This window comes from Kitasatospora sp. NPDC023120 (assembly GCF_055560835.1).
Genome location: NZ_JBVHHY010000011.1, coordinates 31,283 through 46,710 on the forward strand (window position 1 = coordinate 31,283; position 15,428 = coordinate 46,710).

Genomic DNA, 15,428 nt, shown 5'->3' on the forward strand with positions numbered 1-15,428 from the left:
ATTCATGCCAGGATTCGACCAGAGTCGAAACGTCGGAGGTCGAAAAGGCGGACCGAACCGGTGATTCCGACCGCCCGACAGTTCGAGGGGAGGACGGCATGATCCGGCTCACGATCGACTCGACCGGGCTCGCCCGCACCCGCTTCGCGGTCTCACCGCTCCACGAAGCGGTCAACACCCTGATGGCCTTCTCGCTCAACTCCCGTACCGGGCCGTACGCCTGGGTGGGCCGCACCCGCCGCGTGCTGCGCCGGGAGAAGCTGGAACTGCTGTCGGGGCTGGCGCTGGAACAGGCGGGCGGCTACATCCCGGACTTCCTCTCCCCGCACCCCGCCGGACCGGACCCGACCGTGGCGGAGCAGCTGGAGGCCGTCCGGCGCACCGACCCGGAGCGGGTACGGGCGGAGCTGGAGACCGTCCGGCACGGCCTGCCCGCAGCCAACCTGTCCGGCCGTCAGGTCCCGGACGTGGTGCTGCGCACCATGCAGCGCGGCCCGCGCTACTTCGCCGAGCGGGTCGCCGACGAGCTGGGCCGGTACTGGGAGTCGGCGCTCGCGCCGTACTGGCCGGACGCCCGGGCGGTGCTGGACGCCGAGGTCGACCAGCGGGGCCGCTTCCTGGCCCGGTACGGCACCGGCTCGCTGTTCAACTCCCTCTCCCCGCAACTCTCCTGGGCGGACGGCCTGATCCGGCTGAAGAGCCGCTTCGAGGTGACGCTGCCGGCCCGGATGGTGCTGCTGATGCCGACGCTGGTGAGCCGGACGATCCACGTCATCCTGGACCCGGTCGACGGCTGCCACCGGGCACCCACCCTGGTGTACCCGGTCGTGAATCCGCCGGCCATCCCGCAGAGCCCCACCCCGGCACTGGCCCAGCTGCTCGGCCCGACCCGGGCGGACCTGCTCGCCGCCCTCGTCGACCCGACCACCACCGCCGACCTCGCCGCCCGGCACTTCCTGAGCGCGGGCACCGTCTCGTACCACCTGGGCGTGCTGCACCGCTCGGGCCTGGTCAGCCGGATGCGCAGCGGGCGCGAGGTGCTGTACCGGCGGACGCCGCGCGGGGAGGAGATGCTGGCGACCCGGTAGCGCCGGCGACCCTCGGGACCTCCGGGTCTCAGGCCGACACGCGCTCCAGACCGGCACACGCTTCAGGTCGGCACCCGCTCCAGACCGGCACACGCTTCAGGTCGGCACCCGCTCCAGGCCGGCGCACGCTTCAGGTCGGCACCCGCTCCAGGCCGGCAAGGGCCTGGATCAGCTTCAGGCCAGCACTCGCGGGAGGACCACCCGCACCCACTCCTCCGGCTGCGACAGGTGCGGGGCGTGGCCGGCGCCTGTGTACAGGTGGCGCTCCGCCTTCGGCAGGGCGAGGTCGACGAGGTCCAGCACCTCGCCGAACATCGGCGCGCTGTCGTCGCTCTGCGTGAGCAGCGCCGGGTCGGTGTACCGGGCGAGCCCGGTGAGGTCGAGGTCCAGCGCGTCCGGGTCGCGCAGCTCGTCCAGGTAGGTGGGCGCATTGCGGATGTACGTGTGCCGGACCGGCGCGGGCAGTTGCTCCCACGCGCCCGGTCCGAAGGCGAGGGTGTCCACGTACAGTTCGGCGGCCGCGGCGGACTCGGCCTGCTCCAGCAGCGCCCGGACGGCGGCGATCCGGTCGGCGAAGGCGGTGCCGATCGGGCGCAGGTCCGGGTCGGCGAGCAGGATGCCGGTGCCGGGCGGCTCGTGCACGGCGATCCCCCGGATCAGGTCGGGACGGGCAGCGGCGAGACGGAGGGTGACGAGCGCGCCGTAGGAGTCGCCGTAGACGAAGGACGGTGCCATCCCGAGCCCCTGGATCAGCCCGGCCAGGTCGGCCGCGTCCTCGTACACCGAACCCTGGGTGAGCAGGTCCTCGCTGCGGCTGTGCCCCCGGCGGTCGTAGGCGACGACGGTGGCGGACTCCGCCAGGCCCGGGATCACCCGCGCCCAGGAGTCCCCGTCGCTCCACGAGCCGTGCACCAGGACGACGCCGGGGCCCTCGCCGTGGGCCTCGTAGTGCAGCGCCACCCCGTTCACCCTGATCTCGGCCATCTCGAGCCTCCCGATCTCGGCGGTGCTCCCCCACCAGCCTGACACAACCGCCTGGAAGGCTCAGTTCCGCCGGTCGCGGGGTGCCGCCCCGGGCCGGGGAGGCTCCTCGCGCCGGAGGTCACCCGGGCCGACGACCTCCCCCGCGCCGGGGAGGTCGCGGACGAAGATCATCCTCACGTGTGATCCCGCCGCACCGCCGCCGTGCCAGGCTCACGGCATGCACTACGTCGTACGCCGGATCGCCGCCGAGGAATGGCGGGAACTTCGCGAGATCACGCTGGAGGCGCTGCGGGACTCCCCCGGCGCCTTCAACCTCTCCTACGCCGACACGGCCGCCCTCCCCGACGGCTACTGGCAGCAGCAGGCCGACGCCGAGGCCACCGCCGGGGGATGCGCCACCCTCACGGTCCGTGACGACGTCGGGAACTGGGTGGGAATCGCCGGGGTCGAGCCCGTCCCCGACGTCCCCGACACCGTGTGCGTCCGCTCCGTCTACGTCGCCCCGGCCCACCGCGGCCCGGCCGGACCCGCCGCCGACCTCGTCAACGCGACCATCCGCCACGCGCAGGACCACACCGACGCACGGTGGTTGACCCTCGGCGTCAACGAGACCAACGGACGCGCGCTGGCCTTCTACCGGCGGCTCGGCTTCGAGGACACCGGGAAGGTGATCCCGTACGTCCGCAACCCGGCCGAGAAGGTCTTCATCCTGGGCTACCCCGACTTCCGGAGCGACTCCCGGTAGCCGAGGAGAACAGCCGCTCAGTGCATCCCTCGCACCGGCGGCTCGTTCCGCGTCCCGTCCTCCGCCACCACCGTGAACCGCCCGGGCCCGGACACCGACAGGTCCACCGGGTAGAGCGACGCCGTACCGTTGACGTCCAGCTCGGCGCTCTGCCGTCCCGTCGCCGTGTCCACCCGGGCGACCCGGTCCCGGGTCATCGCCCACACCGACGTCCCGTCCACCACCAGGCCCGTGACCTGGTCGTCCAGTCCCGCCGTCCACCGCTGCCGGCCGTCCGCGAGCGAGTACGCGACCAGTCGTCCGGTCGCGCTGCGGCTCGGGTGCCCGCCGCCGCTGATGCTGACGTCGCCGGGCCGCTCCCCCGGCACGACGAACAGGTCGCCCACGACCACCCCGCCGAACAGCGGCCGGGCGTCGAACTCGTCGAAGGCGTGCAGGCCGCCCAGCATCACGTCCAGGTCGTACTCGTCACCGGAGACCGGGATCTCCGCCCGCTGCCGCCCGGACCGGTCGTAGCTGAGCACCGCGTGCGTCCCGCGCTCGCCCTGGGCCTCGACCCAGACGGCGAGCGGCTCGACCGACAGCACCGCGAGGTTCTTCAGCCCGCCCGCCGCCGGCAGCGCGATCCGCGACTGCTCCCGCCCGTCCGCGGCCGCCAGCGACCGCAGGACGGGCGGCGCCGCGCCGCACTGCGCCACCGTCACCGCATCGGCCGCACCGCCCGCGACCTGCAGCGGAGTGCAACCCGCGTCGACCGCGCCGCGCCACAGCACCCCGCCGTCCGCCAGCCGTACCGCCCGCCAGCCGCCCTGCTCCTGCAGGACGGCCTGCTGCCCGGCGACGGCGACCACGTCCGGCGCCGCCGAGTCGCCGTCCCGGGCGGGCGCGTCCACGGCGGCGGTCCAGCCCTCCCGGCCGTCGGCGAGGTCGAGCGCGGTCACCGCCGCGCACGGCTTGTCGTGCGGCGAGTGACCGATCAGCCCGATCGGCCCGGCGCCGCCCTGCCCGGTCCCTCGGCTCATCGCGCACACCGAGTCCTCCCCCGGCGGCGTCCACCGCCACACGACGGCGCCGGTGACGCTGCGGTACGCCACCACCAGGTCGGGCCGGACCCGCACCACCAGGTCCCCGGCGGTCCAGCTGCCCAGCGCGCGGGTGGTGGACGGCCGGTCCAGCGGCGCCTTCCAGGAGTCGTTGAGGCCGTCACCGGCGAAGACGACGAAGATGCCGAGCCCCAGCAGCGCCCCGACGGCGGCCGAGGGCAGCCCGTACCGGGGGTGGATCAGCGCCCAGACGAAGCCCGCACCGCACGGCATCAGCCCGAGGATGCTGATGATGCCCATGTACGTCAGGCTGTCGCCGCCGAACCCGTTCGCCGGACCGAACAGCACCGCCAGCCCCATGCCGGCGAACATGGCCCCCAGCACCCCGCCGGAGACCACCATCCAGGTCTCCCGGTCCCAGGCGAACCCGGCACCCCACCTCGCACTCCTGGCCCCCAACCTCGCCCGGACCACGCTGTCCTCGGGCCCAACGGCCATGCCGGTCTCTCCCCTGCGACGCCCCTGCGACGCGCCGCCCACGCACGAGGGACGGCGATCACCGGATCGTTGCAGAGGCCACCGTGATCCGAAACAAAGAGCAGGGAAAACCCCGGCCATCACCTGCACATGAGAGGCCCGGAATCGGGCGATCGTTACGAATCCTCACCCCGGGATCCTCACCTCCGGATCCTCACCCCTTCCCACCCGGCCGGTGACGCCCGTCGGGCGCACCCCAGCCCCGAACCGCCCCGCCCCCCGCACCAGTTGGCCTCGGCGCGCGCTCCACCCCGCAGCACACGACCACCGAGGCCCGGCCCCGCCTGCCCCGCCCCGCCTTCACCCGTCCGCCTCGCCGCACCCCACCCTCGCCGCCGGCAGCCCGGGCGGGTTGACGCGGGCCTGTTCGGCCAGGAGGTCGGCGAAGGCCACGGTGAGGGGGTCGGGGCGGGTGCGGGTGTAGGCGGTGAGGGTGCGGCGGACCGGTGGGTCGGGGCGGAGCACGGCGCCGTCGAAGTGCGGCGGGACGATGTTGGCGGGTACCAGGGCGGGGCCGAGCCCGGCCGCGGCCAGTAGCGGTGCGGCGGAGGTCTGTTCGGCGCGGACCGCCGCGCGCGGGTGGAACCCGGCCTGGGCGGCGACGCGGTCGAGCAGGTCGGCGAGGCCGTTGCCGGGGGCGTAGTGGACCCAGGCGCGGTCGGCGAGTTCGGCCGGTGCGACGGTGCCGGTGGGGCTGTCGGCCAGCGGGTCGTCGGCGGGCAGGACGATCGCGAACTCCTCGACGCCGAGTTCGCGGATCGGGCCTTCCCAGCCGACCGGCACGGGACCGATGGCGACGTCGGCGCGACCGGCGGCCATCGCGGCCTGGAGCCGGTCGGCGTGCGGGTACTCGCGCAGCCGGATCCGTACACCGGGGTGGAGCCGGCGCCAGGCGCGCAGCACGGGCGGGAGGATGCCGAGGCTGACCGAGTAGATCGCCGCGACCTCCAGCTCGCCCTCCTCCAGACCGGCCGCGCGCCGGGCGACCGCGTGCAGGCGTTCGGCCTCGGCGAGCGCGGCACGGGCGTGCGGCAGCACCGCCCGGCCCATCGGGGTGAGCCGTACCGAGCGCGGCAGGCGTTCGAGCAGCGTGCCTCCGACGGCGGCTTCCAGGGCCCGCATCTGGTGCGAGAGCGCGGGCTGGGTGACGTGCAGCTGCTCGGCCGCGCGCGTGAAGGAGCCGGTGTCGACCACCGTCACCAGGTATTCGAGCTGCCGGAGCGTTGCCATGAGCAGATTTTATCGCGGAGGTAGAAAACATGCCTTGGACTCATCACCGTAGCCCGGGAGATCGTCGTGGTGCGGCCGGCGCAGCAAGCAACAGTCGGCCGATCCCCCTGATGCGAAGGAGCTCTCCCGTGTCCGATGACGGTTCCCACAGCGAGTCCCACAACACCTCCCACGACGTTTCCCTGAAGGGCCGACGCCTCGTCGTGGTCGGCGCGGGCTCGCGCACCGGGCGGGCTCTCGCCAAGGCCGCCTCGGCGGCCGGCGCCGACCTCGCGCTGGCCGGTCCGGATCCGCGCAAGCTGGAGTGGACGGCGGGCGAGCTGTCCGGGCCGTCCGAGGTGCTCGCGCTCGACATCGCGGACGAGCGGTCGATCGCCGACTTCGCCGCCCGGGCCGGGCGGTTCGACCACCTGGTCTCCACCGCCGCGATCCCGGCCAACGGCCCGCTGCGGGAGCTCGACGCGGCCGATGTGCAGCGGGCGTTCTCGGCCAAGGTGATCGGTCCGCTGCTGCTGGCCAAGCACCTGGTCGGGCAGGTGTCGGGGGACGGCTCGTTCACCTTCTTCTCCGGTCTGGCGGCCTGGCGCCCCTCCCCCGGTCGTACGGTGATGGCCACCACCAACGGCGCGCTCGCCTTCCTGGTGCGGGCGCTGGCGGTGGAGGTCGCGCCGGTGCGGGTCAACGCGGTCTCCCCCGGCATCGTCGACACCGGTTCCTGGGACGGGCTCGGCGCCGACAAGGAGGCGTTCCTGCGCGGTGTCGCCGAGCGCAACCCGGCCCGCCGCGTCGGCAGCCCCGAGGACCTGGTCAAGGCCGTGCGCTACGTCATCGACAACCCGTACGTCACCGGCGCCGTGCTGCACGTCGACGGGGGCGGTCGCCTTGTCTGAGACCCGGCCCACCGCGGTGGCGCCCGTCCGCTCCCGTCGCCTGTCCCGCACCGTCGCCGTCGCCGCCGTCCTGGCCGCGCTCGCGGGTGGCACCGCCGCGGCCGCGCCGGTCCACGACCCGGGCCGCGGTCGGCCCTCGCACTCCTGGCCGCAGCGACTGGTCGACAACTCGCCCGACCTGGTCCAGCCGAAGGCGCTCACCGCGGACCGGTCGCTCGGTGCCCGGCGCGCGGCCCAAGAGGTCCACCTGGCCCAGCAGTTGTACACGTTCTGGAACACCGGGCAGCAGAAGTACCTGGACGCGGCGATCAGTCCGCAGTTCCGGGACAACACGCTGCCGCCCGGCCGTCCGCAGGGCCCCACCGGCCCGGTGCTCGCCTCGCGCACCTTCCGCGCGGCCGTACCGGACCTGACCTGCGAACTGTCCGACGTCCTGGTCACCGGCGACGAGATCACCGCCCGGCTGGTCTTCCGCGGCCACTTCACCGGCACCTTCAACGGTGTCCACGGCCGGGGCCAGAGCGTCGAGTTCAACGCCATCGACATCCAGCACGTCGGCAGCGACCGGATCGTCGAGGACTGGCACATCGAGGACAACACGGCGCTGCTGGCCCAACTGGGCGTCAACGGCTGACGCCCGCTCCAGCGGCCGACGCCCGCCCCGACGACTGAGACCCCCGACGAGGAGTCGTCGACCGCCGGCGCGCCCGGAATCGCGGTGGCGGTCGACGGCCCCTGCTGCCTATGGTCGGGGGATGACCACCCGAACCTTCCGCATCATGGTGCGCGGCGTCTTCGACGGCCTCACCGACGGGCAGCGCGCCGAACTCCTCGCCGCCGCACCCGAACACGACGTCCTGCACGCCACCTTCACCCGCGAGGGGCACCTCAGCTACGACCTCTCCGCGCGGGCCGCCTTCACCTTCCGCTTCCTCGACGAGGGCGAGGCCGAGGAGGACATCCTGGAGGCCACCGAGCGGGCCGAGCAGACGGCGCGGAGCTGGCTGTCCGAACGCGGCTACGGCTACAAGAACCTCCGCTCCCAGGCCGAGGACCTCTCCCAGGCACCGCTCGGCAAGCGGCAGCGCCGCGCCGCCAACGCCGCCCGCTGACCGCCCCCCTCCCCCCCTCCGCCACCTCCTTGACGGCTCTCCGCAGGGATATACTTGAGCAGTCAAGGAGGTGGCAATGGACAACCCCGTCAGCCCGAACCCCGGCCCGACCGTCGGCCCGACCCCCGTCTCGAACCCCGGCCCCGACCCGCTCGACACCGCCCTGCGGCTGGTCCGCGCCCAGACGGCCGTGGTCAAGCGGTTCGACGCGAGCCTCAGCGGCCTGCACGGCGTGAGCCTGTCGGACTTCACGATGCTGCTCCACCTCGCCCAGGCCCCCGGTGGCCGGATGCGCCGGGTCGACCTCGCCGAGGCCCTCGGCCTCACCGCCTCCGGGGTGACCCGCGGCCTCGCGCCACTGGAGCGGATCGGCCTGGTCACCCGGGAGGCCGCCGCCCGCGATGCCCGGGTCGCGTACGCCGCCCTGACCCCGACCGGTCGCGAGCGGCTGGCCGAGATGCTGCACACCGCCCGCCAGGTCGCCGCCGACCACTTCGCGGCCGAGCAGTGGAGCACCGAGGACCTCACCCGACTGTCCGCCCTGCTCACCCGCCTCGGCGGCACCGCCCCCGGGCAGCGACTCGGCTGAACACGCCACCACCGGGGACCCGCACGACCCGCCGCCCGACCCGCGACCTAGGCTGAAGCCGACAGCAGCCGACACCGGTCAGACCAGCCCCACCAGCCCCACCCCGCGAAGGGCGGCATCATGACGCACACCCCCGGCAGCACGCCCGGCGGGGAGTCCGCCCTCGCCGACAGCCAACACGCGCACTGGCAGCAGACCTACACCGCCCACCCCGGGATGTACGGCGAGCGGCCCTCCACCCCCGCCGAGTACGCCGCCGAGCTCTTCGCCACCGCCGGCGCCGGGACGGTGCTCGAACTCGGCGCCGGCCACGGCCGCGACGCGCTGCACTTCGCCCGCGCGGGCTTCCGCGTGCTGGCGACCGACTTCAGCGACACCGGTCTGCAGCAGCTGCGCGCGACCGCCGTCGCCCAGGGCCTGGCCGACCGGGTCGCCGTCATCGCCCACGACGCCCGCCGCCCGCTGCCCCTCCCCGACGCCTCCGTCGACGCGGTCTTCGCCCACATGCTGCTCTGCATGGCCCTGTCTACCGGGGAGATCGAGGCGCTCGTCGCCGAGGTCCGCCGTGTCCTGCGCCCGGGCGGCACCTTCGTCTACACCGTCCGCCACACCGGCGACGCCCACTACGGCACCGGCACCGGCCACGGGGACGACATCTGGGAGCACGGCGGCTTCGCCGTCCACTTCTTCCCCCGCGAACTGGTGGACGCACTCGCCGAGGGCTGGCGCCTGACCGACGTCCGCCCCTTCGAGGAGGGCGAACTGCCCCGCCGCCTCTGGCAGATCACCCAGGAGACCCCGCGATGACCGCCCCGGACGGCACCGACGCCGCCACCACGCCGGACCCCACCCCCGACCTCACCATCGACGGCACCGGCCTGCTCTGCGTCCAGCTGCTGCTCCGCCTGCGCGCCCGGATCGCACACCTCCCGGCCGGTGCGGTGGTCCACATCCACACCACCGACCCCGCCGCCCCGCTCGACCTGCCCGCCTGGTGCCACCTCACCGGCCACGAGTACCTCGGCCCGGTCCCGTACCAGACCACCGACCGCGAGGTGTACGCCCTGCGCCTCACCTCCGCCCCGGTCCCGACCCGCCCGGACCGCCCCTGGCACCCCGCCCCCACCACCGACTGACCCGGCCACCCCCGGCGCCCACCGACACGCCCCACCTCCCCCACCCCCGACGGAATCCTGCGGGCGCCGCACCGACTTCGAGTTCCCGATCTCCCCGGAGGCCCGCCGTCTGCTCACCGAGCACGGCATCACCGTCCTCGGCTACCGCCCGCTGCAGGACGCCTGGCAGCGGGCTCGAGAACGGCTCACACCCGACTTCCCTCCGCCACCCGGTGTGCCACGATGAGGGACTACGAACAACCGAGCACCACAGGGAGGTTGAGCGCCATGGACCAGGACCTGACCCTCCACTGCCACTGGCACGACAAGGACGGGCACTGGGCACTGACCGTCAGCCACAACGGCCGGGAGTGGGAGCTGTTCGCCGCCGGCCCCTTCGGATCCCAGTCGCTCCCGTTCGCGAACCCGGACGAGGTCCGCCGGCTCGCCCAGGCCCTGCTGGACCTGCCCGCCGAACCCGAGCCCTACGAGTTCGAATGGGAGCTCTCCCGAACCGAGTTCGTGCGGCCGGGGCGCGAACGCACCTGCTTCGCGACCTTCGCCGTCGGGCTCGACCCCAGCGACGACCACCGCCCGTACCTGGCCTTCCAGTCCTACTTCCACTGGGACCAGACGACCGCACTCGGCATGGAGGTGATCTGCGAGAACCTGCCGGTCGACGACCTCCGCGCCCAGGCCCACGCCTTCCTCACCGGCTTGCCCGGTCCCCGGCGTCCCCAGCCGTAACGACCGCACCCACGGCGCCCGTACCCGTTCAGGCCACCGCGCGCCGCGCCCAGTCCAGCTCGGCCGCCCAACTCTCGGGCGCCGACCACCCGTTGACCACCGCCAGCAGCTCCAGGTAGCGCTCCCGCCGCGGATCCGCCATCGCCGCCAGCCGTTCCCCCAGCCAGGAACTCCCCGATCAGGCGCTCCCGTTCCTCCCCCGACAGCCGGGCCAACCGGTGCACGAACGTCAACTCCTCAGGTGTCGACCCGCGCCTGGCCACCGCGTTCAGCACCGCCCGCTGCAGCCGCAGCACCCGGATCCGGACGTCGAGCGCCTCGGCGTGCGCCGCCGCGACGGCGGGCAGCGTGCGTTCGCGCTCCGGCACCGCCCGGATCGCGGGCAGTCCCAGCCCGAGTTCCCGCAGGGTGCGGACCAGTTCCAGGCGCGCGACAGCGTCGGCACCGTACCGCCGGTGGCCGGCCGGGTTGCGGTCGGCCGGCGGCACGATCCCCTGGTCCGAGTAGAAGCGGACGGTCTTGACCGTCCGCCCCGTCCGCCGGGCCGGCTCACCGATGGTGTACGTCGTGTCGCCGTTCATGGCCACCACCCTGCCGCCTCCCCCTACGGGAGGTGCAAGCAGCCACTACCGATCGAGCCGCACCGCTCAGGCCGTCCGCCGCAGCAGCGCCAGGTACATCGCGTCCGTCCCGTGCAGGTGCGGCCACAGCTGGACGTCCGGCCCGTCGCCGAGCGCCGGCACGCCGGGCAGCAGCGGGCGGGCGTCGATCCACTCGACCCGGCCGCCCTCGGCCCGCAGCACGTCGTCGACGACGGCCCGGGTCTCCGCCAGGTGCGGCGAGCAGGTCGCGTACCCGACCACGCCGCCGACCCGGGTGGCCTCGATCGCCGAGCGCAGCAGGTCCCGCTGCAGCGGCCCGAAGGCCGCCACGTCGGCCGGTCGGCGCCGCCAGCGCGCCTCGGGTCGGCGCCGCAGCGCGCCCAGGCCGGAGCACGGCACGTCGACCAGCACGCGGTCGAAGCCGCCGGACCGCCAGGCCGGGCGCGTGCCGTCCGCCGCGATCACCGTGTACGGACCGGGGTTGCCCTCCAGCGCCCGCGCCACCAGCCGGGCCCGGTGCGGCTGCTTCTCGCTCGCGACCAGCGCCGCCCCGCGCTCGGCGGCCAGCGCGCCGAGCAGCGCGGCCTTGCCACCGGGGCCGGCGCAGCCGTCCAGCCAGATCCGGTCCGGGCCGTCCAGCGGCGCAGAGGCCAGCGCCAGCGCCACCAGCTGGCTGCCCTCGTCCTGCACGCCCGCCCGGTTCTCCCGTACGGCCTCGACCGAGCCCGGGTCGCCGCCCTCGGCGAGCCGCAGCGCGAACGGGGACCAGCGCCCGGGCTCGGCCTCGGGCAGCGCGTCGGCCAGCTCGCCCACGGTGGCCCGCCCGGGCCGGGCGACCAGGGTGACCTCGGGCCGCTCGTTGTCGGCCCGCAGCAGCTCCTCCACCGCGCCGCGCCCGGAGGCGTCCGGCTGCCAGCGGCCGAGCGAGTCCCAGAGCGCGGAGACCACCCAGCGCGGGTGCGAGTGCACGACCGCCAGGTGGTCCTCGGCGTCCTGCTCGTACGGCGGGGCGACCTGCCCGATCCAGGCGTCCAGGTCGTGGGCGCTGATCCGGCGCAGCACGGCGTTGACGAACTTCGCCTTGCCGTCGCCGAGCACCACCCGGGCGAGCTCGACGGTCGCCGAGACGGCGGCGTGGCTGGGGATCCGGGTGGTGAGCAGCTGGTGGGCGCCGAGCGAGAGCACGTCCAGGACCGGCGGGTCCACCTTGCTGAGCGGCCGGTCGATGCACGCCGCGATGATCGCGTCGTAGGTGCCCTGCAGGCGCAGGGTTCCGTAGACGAGTTCGGTGGCGAGGGCGGCGTCGCGCCGGTCCATGCCCTTCTGCTCGGCCTCGCGGAGCAGCGAGGGCAGGATCAGGTTGGCGTACGCGTCGCGCTCGTCGACGGCGCGCAGCGCGCGGAACGCGACCATCCGGGCCGGGTCCTTCTTCGGACGGCGGTGCGGGCGGGGTGCGCGCTTCGCGCCGGGGGTACTGCTGGGCGTGCTCATGCCTGTGTGCCTCAAAGTGCTGCGGTGGTTATCAAAGGTCAACGATATCCCGAGCGGGACGTACCACCCGAAGCCTCCTGCGCTCCCCGGCCCCGGGTGGAGCCCCCGCAGCCCCGGGGTGGAGCCCCCTCACGGGAGGGGGCTCCACGGAATCCCTTCCGGACGACTGGTCAGCTCGTCTGGCAGAGGGCGAGTGCCTGGGTTCCGTTGATGCCCACCGCGGCGGCGTTCCAGGTGTTGCTCTGGTCGGGCGAGGGGCCGTTCAGCGTCACCAGCACCGACGGCGGCGCACCGGTGGTGGGATCGACCGCGACGTTCCCCAGGTCGAAGCCTCCTGCGATCAGGACGGCGTTCGCCGGGCAGGTGGCCGAGGAGACCGAGCCCGAGGTGGCCGGCGCGCCGGCGACCACGGTGGTGGTCGAGGCTCCGGCCGGAGGAGCGGTCGCCAGCCCGAAGGTCGTGGCCACCAGCAGTGCACCGGCCACGGCGGTCCAGGTGCGCGGGCTCGTCCGGGTGAGTCGGGCCATTGGGATCAGCCTTCCTGGTGAGGAATCCCCCACTCGGACCAAGGTAGGCCCACCCGCAACGGCCCGCGCGGCGAGCCGAACCGCCCGATCGCTCGGCCCTCCGCGCCGCCGGACCGCCCCCGAAGGCTCAGCCCTCGGCGCCGCCGGACGGGGCGCCGAACCGTTCCCCCGCCTCCAGTCGCGCCCCGCGCGCCCAGTCGGCGGCCCGCATCTCCTTCTTGCCCTGCGGACGGACCTCGCCCAGCTCGATGTCGTGGCTGCCGGTCCCGACCCGCACGCTGTTCTTGCCGACCATCGCCACCTGACCCGGTGCCAGCTCGGTCGAGCCGGGCAGCAGCTTCACCGGCCCGGTGATCTTCAGCCGCTCGCCGCGGAACTCCGTCCACGCCCCCGGCGCGGGCGCGCAGCCGCGCACCACCCGGTCGACCCGCAGCGCGGGGTGGTTCCAGTCGATCCGCGCGTCCTCGACGCTGATCTTCGGCGCGAGCGTGACGCCCTCGGCGGGCTGCGGCACGGCGTGCAGCGAGCCGTCCTCGATGCCGTCCATGGTGGCCGCGAGCAGCCGCGCGCCGGAGTGCGACAGCCGGGTGAGGAGCTCGCCGCTGGTGTCGGTCGGGCGGATCTCCTCGGTGATCACGCCGTACACCGGGCCGGAGTCCAGGCCCTGCTCGATCAGGAAGGTGGACGCCCCGGTGACCTCGTCGCCGGCCAGCACCGCGTGCTGGACCGGGGCCGCGCCGCGCCAGGCGGGCAGCAGCGAGAAGTGCAGGTTGACCCAGCCGTGTACGGGGATCTCCAGGGTGCCGGGGCGCAGCAGCGCGCCGTAGGCGACCACCGGGCAGCAGTCGGGGGCGAGTTCGGTGAGCCGGGCGACGAAGTCGGGGTCGCTGGGCTTCGCCGGCTTGAGGACCTCGATCCCGGCCTCCTCGGCGCGCTGGGCGACGGGGCTGGCGACCAGCTTGCGCCCGCGCCCGGCGGGGGCGTCGGGGCGGGTGACCACCGCGACGACCTCGTGCCGGTCGGAGGCGAGCAGGGCGTCCAGGGCGGGAACGGCGACCTCGGGGGTGCCGGCGAAGACGAGACGCATCAAGTGCCTTTCTGCAAAGGGGAGTCGGGAGGAACCGGGCTCAGCGCGCGGCGCCGAAGGTGCTGTGCGGCGAGACCTTGACGACGGGCGCGGGCCCGCCGCCCCAGTCCGCCTCCCGGATCGCCTTCAGCGCGGCCTTGCGCTGCTCGCGGTCGAGCCGGTCGATGAAGATGATCCCGTCCAGGTGGTCGGTCTCGTGCTGGATGCAGCGGGCGAGCAGCTGGGTGCCCTCCAGGGTCACCGGATCGCCGTACATGTTGAAGCCCTTGGCGACCACGCCGTACGCGCGCTTGGTGTCGTAGCGCAGGCCGGGCAGCGAGAGGCAGCCCTCCGGGCCCTCCTGCTCGTCCTCGCTCAGCGACAGGTCCGGGTTGATCAGGTGCCCGGTGACGCCGTCCACGTGGTACGTGAACACCCGCAGGGAGACGCCGAGTTGGGGCGCGGCGAGGCCGGCGCCGGGGGCCTCCAGCATGGTCTCGGTGAGATCGCGGACCAGGTTGCGCAGTTCCTTGTCGAACACGGTCACCGGCTTGGCGGTGGCCCGCAGGACGGGGTCTCCGAAGAGACGGATCGGCTGGATCGCCACGGGGTACGGGCTCCTGTCCGTCGAGGTGTCGGGCGTCGGTGAGGGCTGCGGGCAACGGCTGTTCCCGCCAAGTCTATGCAACGCCCCGATGCCGTCCCCCATGCCCTCGGACCGTCCCCGCGGAGCGTGCCCGCGGACCGGCCGGAACCGTTCTGGCATACCCCGAGTCTGCCGAGCGGCGTTACCCCGGCCCCCGCTTCGGCGTTGGTCAAGAGAGATTGACCGGGGCCGGGCGCACGGGACACCGCGCCCCGGCCGAGCTGAACCGTACGGAAGGTGGCACGTAGGCCATGGCCGAGCAGATCAACCACGACGCCCGGGCGCGGGCGAGCCTGCACCTGCTGGTGCGGGACATCGAGCGGGTGAGGCGCCAGGTCGACGCGCTGCGGACGCTCACCGCCCAGCTGGGCAACGTCTACCGTCCGCGCCGCCCGAGCACCTCGGCCGGCTTCGTGGTGTACGGGCGGGCGCCGGCGCCGACCGTGCGCCTGGCGCAGGAGCTGCGGGAGAGCGTGGAGACCCTGGTGGCGGCGGCGGTCGAGTTCGACCGGGCGCTCGGCTTCTCCTGGGACTCGGTGGGCTCCGCCCTCGGGGTCACCAAGCAGGCCGTGCACCGGCGCTACGGGATGCGCCGCCCGACCAGCGAGCTCCTCGCCGCCAGCGGCGCCGTCCCGGGCCCCAGCCGCCCGGACCGCTCGGAGGAGCTGTCGCCCGCCCCCACCGGCGGCCTGGCCGCGACCGTCCCGGCGGCCCGCCAGGGCGGCCTGGACCGCAGCAGCCTGGAGCGCAACGCCATGGACCGCGGCCCGATGGAGCGCACCCAGCCCGACCGCACCACGATGGACCGCACCGCAATGGACCGCACCGCGATGGACCGCACCACGATCGAGCGCAGCACCCCCGTCGACCGCACCGGCATCCCGCTGCGCGGCTGACGACACCACGACCCGCACCAAGCCCCACCGCACCCCACCCCACCGCACCACACGCACCACGACCGCAGCACCGCCCGCACCACCGGCCACCCGGGGCGGGGTGGCCCACTCACCCCGCCC

At 74.4% G+C, this 15,428-nt stretch carries 17 protein-coding genes and 1 pseudogene; 10 read left to right on the forward strand and 8 right to left on the reverse strand.

Annotation, left to right across the window (positions count from 1 at the left end; translation table 11 throughout):
• Positions 1 to 98: 98 nt before the first annotated feature.
• Positions 99 to 1,088 (forward strand): ArsR/SmtB family transcription factor, encoded by a 990-nt coding sequence (locus tag ACZ3TI_RS17675; RefSeq protein WP_465727127.1) that lies wholly within the window; start codon positions 99 to 101, stop codon positions 1,086 to 1,088.
• A 174-nt stretch (positions 1,089 to 1,262) separates the two neighbouring features.
• On the opposite strand, the gene ACZ3TI_RS17680 is transcribed toward ACZ3TI_RS17675, so the two are convergent.
• On the reverse strand, positions 1,263 to 2,072 hold the full coding sequence (locus ACZ3TI_RS17680) for an alpha/beta fold hydrolase (protein WP_465727128.1): 810 nt from the start codon (positions 2,070 to 2,072) through the stop codon (positions 1,263 to 1,265).
• A gap of 217 nt (positions 2,073 to 2,289) precedes the next feature.
• Here ACZ3TI_RS17680 and ACZ3TI_RS17685 point away from each other — a divergent pair, with 217 nt between their 5' ends.
• The gene (locus ACZ3TI_RS17685) at positions 2,290 to 2,817 is read left to right on the forward strand and encodes a GNAT family N-acetyltransferase (protein ID WP_465727129.1); all 528 of its coding nucleotides are present in this window, start codon (positions 2,290 to 2,292) and stop codon (positions 2,815 to 2,817) included.
• Positions 2,818 to 2,834: 17 nt separating this feature from the next.
• Here the strand turns inward: ACZ3TI_RS17685 and ACZ3TI_RS17690 are convergent, their stop codons facing one another.
• Together ACZ3TI_RS17690 and ACZ3TI_RS17695 are read right to left on the reverse strand one after the other, a co-directional pair.
• A complete protein-coding gene (locus tag ACZ3TI_RS17690) occupies positions 2,835 to 4,358 on the reverse strand; it encodes an outer membrane protein assembly factor BamB family protein (protein WP_465727130.1) in 1,524 nt (507 codons plus the stop codon).
• Positions 4,359 to 4,697: 339 nt separating this feature from the next.
• Positions 4,698 to 5,627, reverse strand: a complete 930-nt coding sequence (locus ACZ3TI_RS17695) for a LysR family transcriptional regulator (protein WP_465727131.1) — start codon at positions 5,625 to 5,627, stop codon at positions 4,698 to 4,700.
• Between the two features lie 128 nt (positions 5,628 to 5,755).
• Here ACZ3TI_RS17695 and ACZ3TI_RS17700 point away from each other — a divergent pair, with 128 nt between their 5' ends.
• From ACZ3TI_RS17700 to ACZ3TI_RS17730, 7 genes are all read left to right on the forward strand, one after another.
• Positions 5,756 to 6,517 carry an SDR family oxidoreductase gene (locus tag ACZ3TI_RS17700; protein ID WP_465727132.1) on the forward strand — a complete coding sequence of 254 codons (762 nt, stop codon included), beginning with the start codon at positions 5,756 to 5,758 and terminating at the stop codon, positions 6,515 to 6,517.
• Complete coding sequence (locus ACZ3TI_RS17705; RefSeq protein WP_465727133.1) at positions 6,510 to 7,151, forward strand: ester cyclase; 642 nt, start codon at positions 6,510 to 6,512, stop codon at positions 7,149 to 7,151. Before ACZ3TI_RS17700 ends, ACZ3TI_RS17705 begins: the two co-directional genes overlap by 8 nt.
• A gap of 121 nt (positions 7,152 to 7,272) precedes the next feature.
• A complete protein-coding gene (locus ACZ3TI_RS17710; RefSeq protein WP_465727134.1) occupies positions 7,273 to 7,629 on the forward strand; it encodes a DUF6204 family protein in 357 nt (118 codons plus the stop codon).
• Positions 7,630 to 7,705: 76 nt separating this feature from the next.
• Complete coding sequence (locus ACZ3TI_RS17715; RefSeq protein ID WP_465727135.1) at positions 7,706 to 8,218, forward strand: MarR family winged helix-turn-helix transcriptional regulator; 513 nt, start codon at positions 7,706 to 7,708, stop codon at positions 8,216 to 8,218.
• Between the two features lie 120 nt (positions 8,219 to 8,338).
• Positions 8,339 to 9,025 (forward strand): class I SAM-dependent methyltransferase, encoded by a 687-nt coding sequence (locus ACZ3TI_RS17720; protein WP_465727136.1) that lies wholly within the window; start codon positions 8,339 to 8,341, stop codon positions 9,023 to 9,025.
• Entirely contained in the window at positions 9,022 to 9,354 is a 333-nt protein-coding gene (locus ACZ3TI_RS17725; protein ID WP_465727137.1) for a sulfurtransferase TusA family protein, read from the forward strand. Before ACZ3TI_RS17720 ends, ACZ3TI_RS17725 begins: the two co-directional genes overlap by 4 nt.
• A gap of 267 nt (positions 9,355 to 9,621) precedes the next feature.
• On the forward strand, positions 9,622 to 10,080 hold the full coding sequence (locus ACZ3TI_RS17730; protein ID WP_465727138.1) for a hypothetical protein: 459 nt from the start codon (positions 9,622 to 9,624) through the stop codon (positions 10,078 to 10,080).
• Positions 10,081 to 10,208: 128 nt separating this feature from the next.
• Here the strand turns inward: ACZ3TI_RS17730 and ACZ3TI_RS17735 are convergent.
• From ACZ3TI_RS17735 to def, 5 genes and pseudogenes are all read right to left on the reverse strand, one after another.
• Positions 10,209 to 10,661 (reverse strand): annotated as a pseudogene (locus tag ACZ3TI_RS17735) (MerR family transcriptional regulator); the annotation flags it as partial.
• A gap of 66 nt (positions 10,662 to 10,727) precedes the next feature.
• Complete coding sequence (locus ACZ3TI_RS17740; protein ID WP_465727139.1) at positions 10,728 to 12,173, reverse strand: RsmB/NOP family class I SAM-dependent RNA methyltransferase; 1,446 nt, start codon at positions 12,171 to 12,173, stop codon at positions 10,728 to 10,730.
• Positions 12,174 to 12,343: 170 nt separating this feature from the next.
• The gene (locus ACZ3TI_RS17745; RefSeq protein ID WP_465727140.1) at positions 12,344 to 12,700 is read right to left on the reverse strand and encodes a hypothetical protein; all 357 of its coding nucleotides are present in this window, start codon (positions 12,698 to 12,700) and stop codon (positions 12,344 to 12,346) included.
• A 127-nt stretch (positions 12,701 to 12,827) separates the two neighbouring features.
• Positions 12,828 to 13,787, reverse strand: a complete 960-nt coding sequence (gene fmt / locus ACZ3TI_RS17750) for a methionyl-tRNA formyltransferase (RefSeq protein WP_465727141.1) — start codon at positions 13,785 to 13,787, stop codon at positions 12,828 to 12,830.
• A 40-nt stretch (positions 13,788 to 13,827) separates the two neighbouring features.
• Positions 13,828 to 14,373, reverse strand: coding sequence for a peptide deformylase (def, locus tag ACZ3TI_RS17755; RefSeq protein ID WP_465727142.1), 546 nt, complete (start codon positions 14,371 to 14,373; stop codon positions 13,828 to 13,830).
• A gap of 290 nt (positions 14,374 to 14,663) precedes the next feature.
• On the opposite strand from def, the gene ACZ3TI_RS17760 reads away from it, so the two are divergent.
• Positions 14,664 to 15,308, forward strand: coding sequence for a hypothetical protein (locus tag ACZ3TI_RS17760; protein WP_465727143.1), 645 nt, complete (start codon positions 14,664 to 14,666; stop codon positions 15,306 to 15,308).
• The last annotated feature ends 120 nt before the right edge of the window (positions 15,309 to 15,428 follow it).

Coding starts and splice junctions, on each gene's coding strand:
- ACZ3TI_RS17675 (WP_465727127.1), top strand. CDS start 99: ATGATCCGGCTCACGATCGACTCGACCGGGCTCGCCCGCACCCGCTTC.
- ACZ3TI_RS17680 (WP_465727128.1), bottom strand. CDS start 2,072: ATGGCCGAGATCAGGGTGAACGGGGTGGCGCTGCACTACGAGGCCCAC.
- ACZ3TI_RS17685 (WP_465727129.1), top strand. CDS start 2,290: ATGCACTACGTCGTACGCCGGATCGCCGCCGAGGAATGGCGGGAACTT.
- ACZ3TI_RS17690 (WP_465727130.1), bottom strand. CDS start 4,358: ATGGCCGTTGGGCCCGAGGACAGCGTGGTCCGGGCGAGGTTGGGGGCC.
- ACZ3TI_RS17695 (WP_465727131.1), bottom strand. CDS start 5,627: ATGGCAACGCTCCGGCAGCTCGAATACCTGGTGACGGTGGTCGACACC.
- ACZ3TI_RS17710 (WP_465727134.1), top strand. CDS start 7,273: ATGACCACCCGAACCTTCCGCATCATGGTGCGCGGCGTCTTCGACGGC.
- ACZ3TI_RS17715 (WP_465727135.1), top strand. CDS start 7,706: ATGGACAACCCCGTCAGCCCGAACCCCGGCCCGACCGTCGGCCCGACC.
- ACZ3TI_RS17720 (WP_465727136.1), top strand. CDS start 8,339: ATGACGCACACCCCCGGCAGCACGCCCGGCGGGGAGTCCGCCCTCGCC.
- ACZ3TI_RS17725 (WP_465727137.1), top strand. CDS start 9,022: ATGACCGCCCCGGACGGCACCGACGCCGCCACCACGCCGGACCCCACC.
- ACZ3TI_RS17730 (WP_465727138.1), top strand. CDS start 9,622: ATGGACCAGGACCTGACCCTCCACTGCCACTGGCACGACAAGGACGGG.
- ACZ3TI_RS17740 (WP_465727139.1), bottom strand. CDS start 12,173: ATGAGCACGCCCAGCAGTACCCCCGGCGCGAAGCGCGCACCCCGCCCG.
- ACZ3TI_RS17745 (WP_465727140.1), bottom strand. CDS start 12,700: ATGGCCCGACTCACCCGGACGAGCCCGCGCACCTGGACCGCCGTGGCC.
- fmt (WP_465727141.1), bottom strand. CDS start 13,787: ATGCGTCTCGTCTTCGCCGGCACCCCCGAGGTCGCCGTTCCCGCCCTG.
- ACZ3TI_RS17760 (WP_465727143.1), top strand. CDS start 14,664: ATGGCCGAGCAGATCAACCACGACGCCCGGGCGCGGGCGAGCCTGCAC.